The sequence below is a fragment of the Sphingomonas soli NBRC 100801 genome (assembly GCF_001591025.1).
GTDB classification, from domain to species: Bacteria; Pseudomonadota; Alphaproteobacteria; order Sphingomonadales; family Sphingomonadaceae; genus Sphingomonas; species Sphingomonas soli.
Map to the genome: position 1 here is coordinate 1 of NZ_BCTZ01000012.1, position 12,143 is coordinate 12,143.

Here is a 12,143-nt window from a genome sequence, read left to right on the forward strand (position 1 = left end):
CGCAGCTAATCCCGGATACAGCCGAAACCCCGACCGGCGGGTCGCAGACCCGACCGACGGCGCGGCTTCGCCGCGACGGACCAGCGAAATGAAAAGCCGGGGCAGATGCTCCGGCTTTTTCGCACTGGAAATCGAGGACCGCTCCGCGACGTGGAATAGCGCCACTATTCCCCTGACCGGCCCGCGACGCTGAATAGCGTGGCTATTCCGCTGACCGGTCCGCTGGCCGACCCTTAAACCCCTGCGCGACCACGAACCACTCGACCGAGCCCTTGCGGCTCGAAGGCGGCTTGGCGTGCTTCACCGTGGCGAAATTCCGCTTCAGCTCGGCGACCATCGCCGAATCAGCGCCGCCGGCGAACACCTTGGAGACGAAGGTCCCGCCCTTATCCAGATTGTTCACCGCGAAATCGAGCGCGAGCTCGACCAGCCCCATGGTGCGCAGAGCGTCGGTCTGCGGATGGCCGACGGTGTTCGCGGCCATGTCGGAGATCACCAGATCGGGCGTGCCGCCCAATGCCTCCAGCAGCAGATCGGGCGCGCGATCATCCATGAAATCCATCTGGAAGATGGTGACGCCGTCGATCGGATCGACCGGCAGCAGATCGATGCCGACGATCGCTGCCTTGGGCAGCTTGCGGCGGATCACCTGGCTCCATCCGCCCGGCGCGAGTCCCAGATCGACGACGCGCTTCGAGCCTTTCAGAAAGCCGAACTTCTCGTCGAGCTCGATCAGCTTGTACGCTGCGCGGCTGCGATACCCCTCGGCCTTGGCCTTTTTGACATAGGGATCGTTGAGCTGCCGTTCGAGCCAGCGGTTCGATTGCGGCGTGCGCCCGCGCGAAGTCTTGACGCGCGTATGGCTTCTCGCTCCGCCCCTGCTCACAACATTCTTCCATTCATCAAACGGCGAAGGATGCCCTCGCGGATACCGCGATCGGCGATGCCAAGGCGCGCCGCAGGCCAAAGATCGAGGATCGTTTCGAGGATCGCGCAGCCCGCCACCACCAGATCGGCGCGCTCGGCCCCGATGCACGGCACCTGGCTGCGCTCGGCAAGCGTCATGCCTGAAAGGCGCGTGCTCACATCGCGCATCGCCGCAGTCGGCACGATCAGCCCGTCGATCACCGATCGGTCATAGGCGGCTAGCTCCAGATGGACGCTAGCCAGCGTCGTCACCGTGCCGCTGGTCCCCAAAAGCCGCGGCGTGCCCGCCGGTGCCTGCAACCGGTCGCGGAACGGCGCGAAGCTCGCCTCCACGCGCGCGCGCATATCCGCATAGAGCGCCGCAAGCCCCTCGGAGCCCGGCCCGGGCCGCCCCACCGCCTCGGTGAGCGAGACAACGCCCCACGGCGCGCTGTGCCAGTCGAGGATGCGCGGCACCGGCACTTGCGAATCGACCAGCACCAATTCGGTCGATCCGCCGCCGATATCGAAGACGATCGCGGGGCCGTCGCCGGGCTCTAGCAGGGCATGGCAGCCGAGAACCGCGAGCCGGGCTTCCTCCTCGGCCGTGATGACATCCAGCGCGATGCCGGTCTCGCGATAGACGCGCTCGATAAACTCCGCGCCGTTCGTCGCCTGGCGGCACGCCTCGGTCGCAACCGACCGGGCGAGCGTCACGTTGCGGCGCTTGAGCTTGTCGGCGCACACCTTGAGCGCGACGAGCGTCCGCTCGATCGCGGCATCGGAAAGCCGTCCGGTGGAAGCCAGCCCCTCGCCAAGCCGCACGATTCGCGAAAAGGCGTCGACCACGGCAAACCCGCCGCCCTGGGGCCGGGCGATCAGCAGGCGGCAATTATTGGTTCCCAGATCAAGCGCGGCATAATGGCGCGATTCTGGCCAGCGCGGTCGCGGCTGGCGGTCGTGCGGCGGCGCGGTGGGGCCGTTCGCAGTGCCCGGGCCGCGGGGTATAGTGGCGGAGCCATCCCCCATATATGTCACTCACTCATTCTGGTCGGGTCGCGGACCAAAACGGGCCGTCCCATGCTTGGGGCGAGAGGTAGCGAAGAGTTGCGCCTGCGGCAAGAACGGCTCCCAAAGCGGCGTTGACACGCCGGGCACCCCGCCCTATTTCGCGCGGCCTGCCACCTGCGCACAAGCGCGCTGGCCGATGCCCCGTCGTCTAATGGTAAGACTACGGACTCTGACTCCGTCTATTGAGGTTCGAATCCTCACGGGGCATCCAATCTTCCCGCTGCACTCAGGCCGTTGGCGCGAGATAGTCCGCCGCGTTCGCCATCCAGCCCTTTGCGATGAAGTCGCCGCGCGGCGGGGCGAAGATGTCGAGCAGCAAGTGGCGTCCCGGGCCAACGCCTTCCGTGGTGTGGATCAGATGCGGTGGGATCAGCAACAGGCTGTGCGGCCCCGCTTCAAGATGCGCGTCGTCGACCCAAGCGCTCGCATCCAGACCCCAGGGCGTGCGGAGATGGTGGACATAGTCGCCATGGATCGCGAGCGAGCCCTGCTCGATATCGTCATGCGCATGCGGGCTGAGCGCCTTCTTGCCGCGCGGGCCATCGTACAGGACGATATTGATGCTCATCGTCGCGGTCTGCAGGAAGCGGATGCGCGGGTTTCCCGGCGGCGTCGGTATGCTCTCGACCGGCAGCAGGAGCGGCGCATCGAGCGGCGTGATGCGGGCAAAGGGCTCACCCGGCAGCGCGATCCGTTCATCGCGCGGCGCACCCGCGTTGAGGCCCTCGCCGGGGGCGATATCGCGCCGCCGGGTGGCGATAATCAGCCCGCCGCGCGCCGCGCCGGCGCTGATCGCATGCACGCCGGGCGGAAGGATCGCCACGGTCATTTCCGGCACCGCGACCGAGCCATAGGCCCCGGAGACCTCCCCGCCGGAATCGGCAAAGAGCGCGATGATCTCGTCGGCGCTGTTCACCCCATGCGCATGCCCCGGATGCGCAAGCCATTCGACCGAGAAATTGCCGCCATGCGCGATATCGCGCTGGTCCGCCTGCCCCGCCGGCTCGATCAGCCGCGCGCCGTTTTCCAGTTTCGTGACCGGCATCTTCCAGCTCCCTTGATTGCCCTGCGGGTCTAATCGGAGCGCGGTGCCAGGCGTCCCGCTCCGCCCGGGCGTTTCACGATACGAAACGGCGCACCCGCGCCTGCGCACGCCACCCCCGGCTATCCTAGCGTACCGGCACAACAGGCCGGAGTGACCCGTTCGATGATGAACCTGAATGTGCGCGACCGGCTCGATGCCGGACGGCCGGTGCTCGGTACCTTCGTCAAGGTGGATTCGCCCGCGGTCGTCGAACTGATCGGGCTGGCCGGCTTCGATTTCGTCATCATCGACACCGAACATGGCAATTTCACCCACGCACAGGTCGAAAACCTGATCCGCGCGGCCGAGACGACGGGGATGAGCGCGATCGTCCGAACGCCCAGCGGCGAAGAGAGCCCGATCCTCCACGCGCTCGATAGCGGCGCGGCCGGCGTCCAGGTGCCCGGGCTAAGCAGCGGCGGCGAGGCCGCGCGCGCGGTGCGGCATGCGCGCTATCATCCGCTTGGTCAGCGCGGCTTTGCGCGGGCGAACCGCGCCGCTGACTATGGCGCCGCGCCGCTCGATGCATATTTCGCCCAGGCCGCGCGCACGTTGCTGATCGTCCATGTCGAGAATCGCGAGATGGTGGAGGATATAGAAGCGCTGTGCGCGCTCGACGGGATCGACATGATCTTTCTGGGCGCGGCGGACCTCAGCCAATCCTATGGCGCGCCGGGCGCGCAGGACGATTTGAAGGTGCGCACCGCGCTCGACCGCGTCACCGCCACCGCGCTGGCGGCGGGACGGCATGTCGGCGCGGTCGCGAGCAGCACGGCGGAAATGGACGCCCTGATCGAAAAGGGCGTGCGCTACATCGTGTGGCAATCCGATATCGCGATGCTGCGCGGCGCGCTGCAGACGCCCAGCCGCCATTTCGCGCAGCTTCGCGGCTGATACCCATCTCGACCCAATAGCCGTCATCCCCCGAGAAAGGGGATGACGATTCAAGTTTTCCGGATCCCGCGACGGCCGGCTTTAAGCAAAGCCAGCCCGTCTAACGGAAAGCGGCCCTATTCGCCCTTCCATGCCGATGCGGCCTTGAAGAAGGCATTGGATTCGGCGTTGGCTTCCCGGGCATCGCCCGGCGTGTAGCTGGCCTTCACGATCACGGTGCGGGTCGCGGGATCGATATAGATATATTGCCCGCCTACGCCGTTCGCGCCGTAGGCTGCGGCACCGGGCACGGTCCACCAGGAATGCTGGTATCCGGTCGAAGCATTGGGTACGAGCGGATGGTGCGGCTCGGCGGTCGATTCCTGCACCCAGCGCGCGGACACGATCTGCCGCCCGTTATACTTGCCGTTGTTGAGCATCATCAGGCCGATGCGGGCATAATCGCGCAGCGTCGCGTTGAAGCCGATGCCGGTGAGCGGCCGCTCCTTCCCGCGCTGGCCATCGGTCATCCAGAAGGCCGGACGCTCGGTGCCTAGCGGCTGCCACAGCATCTCGCTGGTATATTCCGTGATCGGCGTCTTGGTCGCGCGCTCGATCACCCAGCCTAGCACCGTGGTGTTGAGCGTCGAATAGTCGAAGCGCTTGCCCGGCGCTTCCTTGCGCCCGACCAGAAAGGCCTCGTCCACCGCCGGCCGCGCGTTGCGGACCAATATGTCCTCCCGCCGCGCGGCACCCGGGCTTCCCGGCTTCTGCTGATCGCCGTCCGACCGATCGACGCCGCTCTTCATGTCCACCAGATCGCGGACCGTGACGCCTTCATAGGCCGATCCCTTTAGCTCCGGCACATAGTCGGTCGCCAGATCGTCGAGCGACCGGATCGACCCCTTGTCGATCGCGATGCCGAGCAGGATTGCCGTGATCGACTTTGACACCGACATCGCCATGAAGCGCGAGTCCGGGCGGGTCAGATTGCGATAGCGCTCATAGACGATGCGGCCGTCCTTGATGATCAGCAGCGCGTTGGTGAAGGTCCGCTCCAGCACCTCCTCGGCCGGCCGCGTCTCGCCCGCGAATGTGTAGCTGAAATTCAGCGGGCGCTCCGCCCTGGGAATCGCCGTCACCGGCCCGCCGCGCGCGATTTCCTGTGTCGGGAACACGCTGTCCATATGATGATACATCAGCGGCATGATCGTCTTGTTGAGCAGGTTGCGGCGCAGTTCGAGCAAGGCGGGCTGATCCGCGTCGGGGCCGGGCACGCCGAGCGGGGGCACGGGTTCGCGGCCCTGCGCCAGTGCCGATCCCGTCGCCAGGGCAGCCAGCGCGATCGCGGCCGACAGTTTCACGGATGCTCGCTTCATCATTGATCCCCTCCTGTTATGGTTATGGGTTGCGGTACGGCGGGGTGCCGGTTCAGGCCGTCTCCCGTTGCCGCACCGTCCGCTGCTCGATGCGCTTCTCGTTGATCGTGCTCAGGACGATCCGGTCGACATAGATGCCGGGCGTGTGGATGTGATCGGGATCGAACGTGCCCAGCGGCACGATCTCCTCGGCCTCGACCACGGTCACCCGTGCCGCCGTCGCCATCACCGGATTGAAGTTGCGCGCCGTCTTGCGGAACATCAGATTGCCCGCAGGATCCGCGCGCCACGCCTTGATGATCGCCAGGTCCGCGCGGAGCCAGGTTTCGCGGATATATTCGTGGCCGTCGAAGGTTTCGCTGGGCTTTCCCTCCGCCACCAGCGTGCCCACGCCGGTCTTGGTGTAAAAGGCCGGGATGCCCGCTCCGCCCGCGCGGACGCGCTCGGCGAGCGTTCCCTGCGGGTTGAGTTCAAGCTCCAGCTCGCCCGCCAGATAGAGCTGCTCGAACAGCTTGTTCTCGCCGACATAGGACGAGACCATCTTCCGGATGCGGCCCGCTTCGAGCAGGAGGTACAGCCCGAAGCCCGTCGCGCCGCAATTGTTCGAGATGACGGTCAGCTCGCGCACGCCCTCGTCGCGGATGGCGGGAATCAGGCTTTCGGGATTGCCGGTCAGCCCGAACCCGCCCGACATGATCGTCATCCCGTCGAACAGCACGCCTTGCAGCGCCGCTTCGGGACTGTCGTAAATCTTGTTCGCCATGCGTCTTGCCTGTCAGAATCTGCGGGCTGGTTCAGGCGACGGCGCGGCGGCGGCCGAAGCTGACCCATGCCGCCCAGACCCCGATCACCGCCATGCCGATGCTGGGGACCCAGAGCGCGGCCGAGGGCGATCCCGAATAAGCGGCGAGCGCGGGCATCAGGTTGAGCGTCGCGACACCCCCCATGTTGCCGATCATGCTGATTGCGCCGATCGAGGCCGCTGCCTTCGCGCCCGAGAAGTAGCGCACCGGAATCGTCCAGTAGCAGGCGATACCGATCGAGAGCGCGGGGATGCCGATCAGCAGCGCCGCGCCCTTCAGCGCCAGCCCGCCCCATGACGCCGCCGCGCCAAAGGCCAGGATCGCCACCACCGCGAGAGCGATCAGCGCCAGCATGATCGCGCGCTGCGAGCGGAGCCGCGGCATGATGATCATCAGCAGGATCGCGTCGAGCGCCCAGGGAATGCCGATGATGAGGCCATTGACGCTGCCGCTCACGCCGAAATCGCGCAGCACCGTGGGCATCCAGTAACTGATCCCGTACACCGAGCCGAGGAAGATGCCGTACATCAGCCCGAAGCCGATCACGCGCGGATCGAGCAAGGATGCCAGCGCGCCGCCGCGATGCCCGGCCTCTGGCCGGTCGCCGAGCAAGGTCTTGATCCGCTGCTTTTCCTCTACGTTCAGGAAGCGCGCGTCGTCCGGGCTGTTCGGCAGATACATCAGGACGAGCACCGTCGTGACCACCGGCATCAGCCCCGTCACGATGAAGATCCATTGCCATCCGGCCAGGTTGAGCACCCCATCCAGATCGAGCAGCGCGCCGCTGATCAGCGCGCTGAAGCCGTTGCCGAACGCGCTGCCCAGCGTCAGCACGCCCATCGCGCGCGGCCGCTCGCTCTCGGGGAACCACAGGGTCAGGTAGAAGATCAGGGCGGGATAGAGTCCCGCCTCGGCCGCGCCAAGGAGGAAGCGCAGCGTGTAGAAGACGGCGGGCGACTGGGTGAAGGTGAGCAGCAACGTGGTGATCGCCCAGGTCACCATGATCCGCGCGAACCAGATCCGCGCGCCATATTTGTAATTGGCCATGGCGCTCGGGATTTCGAACAGCACATAGCCGACGAAGAACAGCGACGCGCCGAACGCGAACACCGCTTCGGTGAACCCCAGATCCTCCAGCATCCCGAGCTTTGCGAAGCCGACATTGGACTTGTCGATCGTCGAGACGACCAGCGACAGCACCAGCAGCGGCATCAGCCGCCACAAAACGCGGGTCATCAGGGCCTTGTCGGCCTTTGTCGTCTCAATCTGCGTCACGATGGGTCCCCGGCCAGCAGCATCAATAAGAGGTCTCGCTTGCGCGGGTGAATTGCCGCGCGAGTTCGAATGACGGCGCCGAGACGGCATATTGGACCCCGCCCAGACGCGCCACCGGCTGCGCTTCCGCAGTGCGGAAATATCCGTCTCCGTCGACGAAGCGCTCCTTGATATGGACGCCGACCACGCGCCCGAAGGTGACGTGCGTGGGGATCTCGTCCGCGCCGTCGCCGAAGCGCACGATCTTGAGGACGCGGCATTCGAGGCTGACCGGCGATGCCGCGACGCGCGGCGGCGACACGTTGATGCAGGGCGCCTTTTCGAGGCCGGCGAAGACGAATTCGTCGGTGCCCGCTGGAAGTGGCGTCGAGGTCGCGTTCACCTGCTCGATCAGGTCGAGGCTGGCCATGTTATAAACGAACTCGCCGGTGGCGCGCGCATTGGCCAGCGTATCCTTGGCCTCGCGATCCTCCGGGCTGTTGCACGAAAAGGCGATGATCGGGGGCAGGCTGGAGAAGAGGTTGAAATAGGAGAAGGGCGCCAGATTGGCGACGCCATTGCCGTCGATCGTGCTGATCCAGCCTATCGGGCGCGGCGCAATGATCGCGTTGAAGATGCCGCGTTTGAAATCCGAGTTAACCGTGAGGTCGATAAACAGGCTGCTATCGTCACTCGCCATCTTTCTCCCCTACCCATGGTCCCGGCCTCAACGCGCCGGGTTGGTCGTCGTGGGGCCATGTTGCGGGAAGGACGGCGGATTCATCCCGGCAATCGCCGACGTTTCGCGTGGCGGAACAAGGGCCGCGCCGCCGTCTCCGGAAAAGTAAAAGGCCATGCCGGTCCGGTCGATCGCGGCGCGCAGCTTTTCGTCGGGCAACAGCGCGCAATAGGATTGCAGCGCCCGGGCATAGGTCATGCCTTGCTCGAATCCGGCAAAGGGCCAGTCGCTTCCCCATAGCAGCCGCTCCGTCCCGCCCGCCGCGAGCAGCCGCGCCATCGCAGCGCGCGCCACTGCCGGCGAGGGCAGGCGGAAATCGGCCGAGACCTTGACCCAGGTGCGCCCGCGCCCGATCGAATCGAGCACGGCGCCAAAGGCCGGCCCGTCGAGCGCCGCCATATCCTCGGGCCGGGCGAAATGATCGATCACCAGCTTAGCCCCCGCATGCTCGACCGCCGCGATCACCGGCGGCAGGCGACCGAGATCGTCGTGAAGCTGCACATGCCACCCAAGATCCGCGACCAGCCCGAGCAGGCGGCTCCACGCCGGATCTCCCAGATCCGGGATCGCCCGGTTGCGCAGTTGCAAGCGTATGCCGACCGCGCCGTCCCCCGCCATCGCCTCCACCGCCGCACGCCCGATATCGGGGTCGACGATCACGGTGGTGCGCAGCGCCGGGGAGCCGCGCGTCGCCGCGAGCGAGTAATCGTTATAGGTGCCATAGAGGCTGGCGGCGGCGAGCACGCCATGGCCGACCCCCGCCGCCTCCAGCTCCGCGAGGAACTGCGCCGCCGTCGCCTCGCCCGGCGGCCGGTGCCACGCATCGGGAGCAAGCGGCATGTCGGCCGTGTAGATATGCGCATGGCAGTCTATCCGGGGGGCGGCGATCGGCGGTTCGGCAGTGTCGGACATGCCCCTGGCATAAGCCTTACCCGGCCGCGGAATAAGCGCTCCGCGTTCCGCATCGTGAAACGGCCGGGATATGCAAGCCGGCGCGCCCTGCCGCCCGGCTAGTCTTGCGGAGCAATAGGGGAGAGGGAGAGGGATGGGCATGCTGGCCGAGGATCTTGCGACCGCGGGCTTCACGCTGCCCGCAGGAAGCTGCGACTCGCATTGCCATGTGTTCGGCCCGCCCGAGATCTTCCCTTATTCCCCCACGCGCAAGTATGAGCCGGCGACGTCGCCCAAAGAGACGCTTGCGGCGCTGCACGCGAGGCTGGGCATCGAGCGCGCGGTGATCGTCCAGGCGAGCGCGCATGGCACGGACAATCGCGCGATGCTCGATGCGATTCGCTGGCGGCCAAAGGCATGGCGCGGCGTGGCGGTGATCGATGACGGGATCAGCGACGCCGAGCTTGAGGCCATGGCGGAAGCCGGGGTTCGCGGCATCCGCTTCAACTTCGTCAAGACGCTGGGCGGCTATCCCGATCCAGATCTGTTCGCGCGATCGGTGGCGCGCGTCGCGCCGCTCGGCTGGCATGTCGTGCTGCACGTGATGGGTGAGGATGTGCTCAACCTGCGCGGCACGATCCGCGCGCTGCGCCTGCCCTTCGTAATCGATCATATGGGCCGCATCGATACCGCGCTCGGCCTGGCGCAACCCGCTTTCGAAACGCTGCTCGAGCTCGTCCGGCTCGACGGCGCATGGGTCAAGCTTTCGGGTGCCGAGCGGATCAGCGATGCGCCCTATGACGGCGCCCTGCCCTTTGCCCGCAGGATCGCCGCCACCCGGCCCGACCGGATCCTGTGGGGCACCGATTTCCCGCATCCCAACCTGCCGGCGCATGTCGAGGAACGCGATCTGGTGGACCTGATCCCATCCTATCTCGGCGATGCCGCCATCCGGCAGGCGATGCTGGTCGACAATCCTGCCCGCCTCTACGGGTTCGACGAAGGCGGAACGGACTGATGGCGAACGGCGCCGCCCGCCGCCTCGTACCTTTCGGGGCCAGGACCGCATGACCGGGATGCAGCCGCTCTCCGGCCGCTTGCAGAGCAGCCACCCAGCGCTTAGCCTTGGCGGCGTGACCAATATTCCGGGCGGGACGGGCACCGCGCAACCCGCCTCCTCGTCTAACATTCAGGCCGTGTCGCGGGCCTTTGCCGTCCTCGAGGCGCTCAACCGCCGGGCGTGGAGCACGATCGGCCAGCTCCATCAGGATACCGGGCTGCCCAAGCCTACTTTGGTCCGCATGCTGCACACGCTGATCCAGTCGGGCTATGCGGCGAAGGATCCGCGGCAGAACGGCTATTGCGTCACGGTTCGCGTGCAGTCGCTGAGTTGCGGCTTCCATGGCGATCCGCTGGTGGTGGAGGCCGCGCGTCCCGGAGCCATCGCGCTCACCCGCGACCTTCATTGGCCGTCGGGCGTGGCGATTCTCGATGGCGATGCCGTGCGCATCCGCTTCAGCACCATCTATGACAGCTCGAACTCGCCCTTTCACGCGACGCTTAACATGCGTCTCAGCCTGTTCTCGAGCGCGCTCGGAATGGCCTATTATGCCTTTTGCCCCGAATCCGAGCGCCGAATGCTGCGCAAGATGGTGGGCGACACGGAGGATGCGCTGCTAAAGGGGCGCGAAAAAGGCTGGCTCGAATGGCGCGTCCAGCGCGCGCGCGAACAGGGCTATGCCGAGCGCGATCCCGGCACCGAGCCGCGCAACTCTGGAACGATCGCGGTTCCGATCATGAAGGGCGATCGGGTCGCCGCGACCATCGGGCTCACCTTCTTTCGCCGGGGCGTTCAGGAAGACGATACGGTGCGCTACGTCGCCGCGCTCCGCCGCACCGCGCTCGCGATCGAGCACCAGATGGCCTCCTTCGAAGCGGTCGGCGCGAGCTAGCATCTGATCCGTCCGGATCGAACCGACGCAAGATGCCCGGAGCCAGCCCTTGCTCCCGCCGGGCTGGCCCCGATTCACCTTTGCTGAAAGTGTCCGCGGCATTCCGGGGAGCCTCACTTGGCCTCCCCGCTTCTCGCTCAGAGGCGCAGCGCCTCGCGATAGACACTGGTATCGATCAACCGCGAAAGCTCCTCGCGTGAGCGGGCCGCTCGGCCCTCGTGCTTCGCCAGCCAGACATCCTCCTCGACCAGCACGTCGAGCATGTCCTCGGCAAAGTTTGCGACATAGGCGTGGTGCTTCCACGAATTCTGGACCTCTTCCAGCGTGAAGTTCCCGCTCTTCGCCATCGCCGCCTGCGCCGCGCTCGGATCGCGATTGAGCGCCGCAGTCGCATCGATGATGCCGCGCACGAACCGGACGATGCTCGCGCGCTTCACCGGATCGTTCAGCGCGCCCGCCGTGGTGTTGAGATTGAACAGCTCGCGATAGATTCCACGGCCGCTGAACTCGATCGCATCGGCGCCGAGCACGCGCGCGGCATTCTCGCTGTGCGGTTCCCAGATCGCAATGGCATCGACCTCCTTGCGGTCGATCGCCTCCACCATCTTCCCAAGCGGATTAAGCTCGACGACGGTAACGTCCTCGATGGTCAGCCCCGCCGTGCGCAACATCTTTTCGAGGAAATAGCCCGACGAGGCGAGCTTCCACGTAGCGACGCGCTTGCCCTTCAGGTCGGCGATCGAATTGATCCCGGCCGATTTGCGCGCGACGACGCGGTACAGGCCCTCGGCGACGGTCATGATGATCCGCACATCGGGATTCTTGACCGAGACGCGCAGCGCCTGGGTCTCGGCATTGGTGGCGATGTCGGCGGGCGGGTTCCAGTACAGGCTGGCCACGCCGCCCATCTTGATCGCCTGATCGGGATATAGCGCCTGCATCGTCATCAGCACCGGCGCGAGTTCCACCACGGTGAGCGCGCCGGAAACGGCGAGCGGCGCGGCCGGGGCGGCGACGGGCGCCACCGGCTGCTCCGCGGTTTTCGCGCATCCGGCGAGCGTGGTCAAAGCGAGCATCAGGCCGATCAGGCCTCGCATCGGGTTTCTCATGCTGCCGTCTCCTGGATGGCGGGTTTCAAATCAAAAAATGTCCGCCGGCGCGCAACCGCGCCAGCGGACAGCAGGGGTACTC

Annotated in this window: 12 protein-coding genes and 1 tRNA gene; 4 read left to right on the forward strand and 9 right to left on the reverse strand. The window is 66.4% G+C overall.

Translation table 11 applies throughout. The features are described from left to right. Positions 1-202 precede the first annotated feature (202 nt). Both SSO01S_RS07895 and SSO01S_RS07900 read right to left on the reverse strand, forming a co-directional pair. Complete coding sequence (locus tag SSO01S_RS07895) at positions 203-886, reverse strand: RlmE family RNA methyltransferase (RefSeq protein ID WP_066797831.1); 684 nt, start codon at positions 884-886, stop codon at positions 203-205. Beyond that, a complete protein-coding gene (locus SSO01S_RS07900; protein ID WP_083942912.1) occupies positions 883-1,935 on the reverse strand; it encodes a Ppx/GppA phosphatase family protein in 1,053 nt (350 codons plus the stop codon). Before SSO01S_RS07900 ends, SSO01S_RS07895 begins: the two co-directional genes overlap by 4 nt. 179 nt (positions 1,936-2,114) lie before the next feature. Between SSO01S_RS07900 and SSO01S_RS07905 the strand changes: the two genes are divergently transcribed. Further along, positions 2,115-2,188 (forward strand) — tRNA-Gln (locus SSO01S_RS07905). Positions 2,189-2,203: 15 nt separating this feature from the next. Here SSO01S_RS07905 and SSO01S_RS07910 read toward each other — a convergent pair. Continuing rightward, positions 2,204-3,022 (reverse strand): cupin domain-containing protein, encoded by an 819-nt coding sequence (locus tag SSO01S_RS07910; protein ID WP_066797833.1) that lies wholly within the window; start codon positions 3,020-3,022, stop codon positions 2,204-2,206. Between the two features lie 162 nt (positions 3,023-3,184). On the opposite strand from SSO01S_RS07910, the gene SSO01S_RS07915 reads away from it, so the two are divergent. Next, the gene (locus tag SSO01S_RS07915) at positions 3,185-3,955 is read left to right on the forward strand and encodes an HpcH/HpaI aldolase family protein (RefSeq protein WP_157073689.1); all 771 of its coding nucleotides are present in this window, start codon (positions 3,185-3,187) and stop codon (positions 3,953-3,955) included. 116 nt (positions 3,956-4,071) lie between these two features. Here SSO01S_RS07915 and SSO01S_RS07920 read toward each other — a convergent pair whose 3' ends face one another. Genes SSO01S_RS07920 through SSO01S_RS07940 form a run of 5 tightly spaced genes read right to left on the reverse strand, consistent with a single transcriptional unit; the run spans position 4,072 to position 9,021 of the window. Next, entirely contained in the window at positions 4,072-5,316 is a 1,245-nt protein-coding gene (locus SSO01S_RS07920) for a serine hydrolase domain-containing protein (protein WP_066797837.1), read from the reverse strand. Between the two features lie 49 nt (positions 5,317-5,365). Beyond that, positions 5,366-6,076 (reverse strand): CoA transferase subunit A, encoded by a 711-nt coding sequence (locus tag SSO01S_RS07925; protein ID WP_066797839.1) that lies wholly within the window; start codon positions 6,074-6,076, stop codon positions 5,366-5,368. A gap of 31 nt (positions 6,077-6,107) precedes the next feature. Then, positions 6,108-7,391: an MFS transporter gene (locus SSO01S_RS07930; RefSeq protein WP_218000351.1), complete on the reverse strand. Its 1,284-nt coding sequence runs from the start codon at positions 7,389-7,391 to the stop codon at positions 6,108-6,110. 22 nt (positions 7,392-7,413) lie between these two features. Then, on the reverse strand, positions 7,414-8,070 hold the full coding sequence (locus tag SSO01S_RS07935; RefSeq protein ID WP_083942914.1) for a flavin reductase family protein: 657 nt from the start codon (positions 8,068-8,070) through the stop codon (positions 7,414-7,416). 27 nt (positions 8,071-8,097) lie between these two features. Next, on the reverse strand, positions 8,098-9,021 hold the full coding sequence (locus tag SSO01S_RS07940; RefSeq protein ID WP_066797840.1) for an amidohydrolase family protein: 924 nt from the start codon (positions 9,019-9,021) through the stop codon (positions 8,098-8,100). A gap of 139 nt (positions 9,022-9,160) precedes the next feature. On the opposite strand from SSO01S_RS07940, the gene SSO01S_RS07945 reads away from it, so the two are divergent. Then, complete coding sequence (locus SSO01S_RS07945) at positions 9,161-10,018, forward strand: amidohydrolase family protein (protein ID WP_174520769.1); 858 nt, start codon at positions 9,161-9,163, stop codon at positions 10,016-10,018. 115 nt (positions 10,019-10,133) lie between these two features. Continuing rightward, on the forward strand, positions 10,134-10,952 hold the full coding sequence (locus tag SSO01S_RS07950; protein ID WP_169798339.1) for a helix-turn-helix domain-containing protein: 819 nt from the start codon (positions 10,134-10,136) through the stop codon (positions 10,950-10,952). 137 nt (positions 10,953-11,089) lie between these two features. Here SSO01S_RS07950 and SSO01S_RS07955 read toward each other — a convergent pair whose 3' ends face one another. Continuing rightward, positions 11,090-12,061, reverse strand: coding sequence for an ABC transporter substrate-binding protein (locus SSO01S_RS07955; protein WP_083942917.1), 972 nt, complete (start codon positions 12,059-12,061; stop codon positions 11,090-11,092). Positions 12,062-12,143 lie beyond the last annotated feature (82 nt).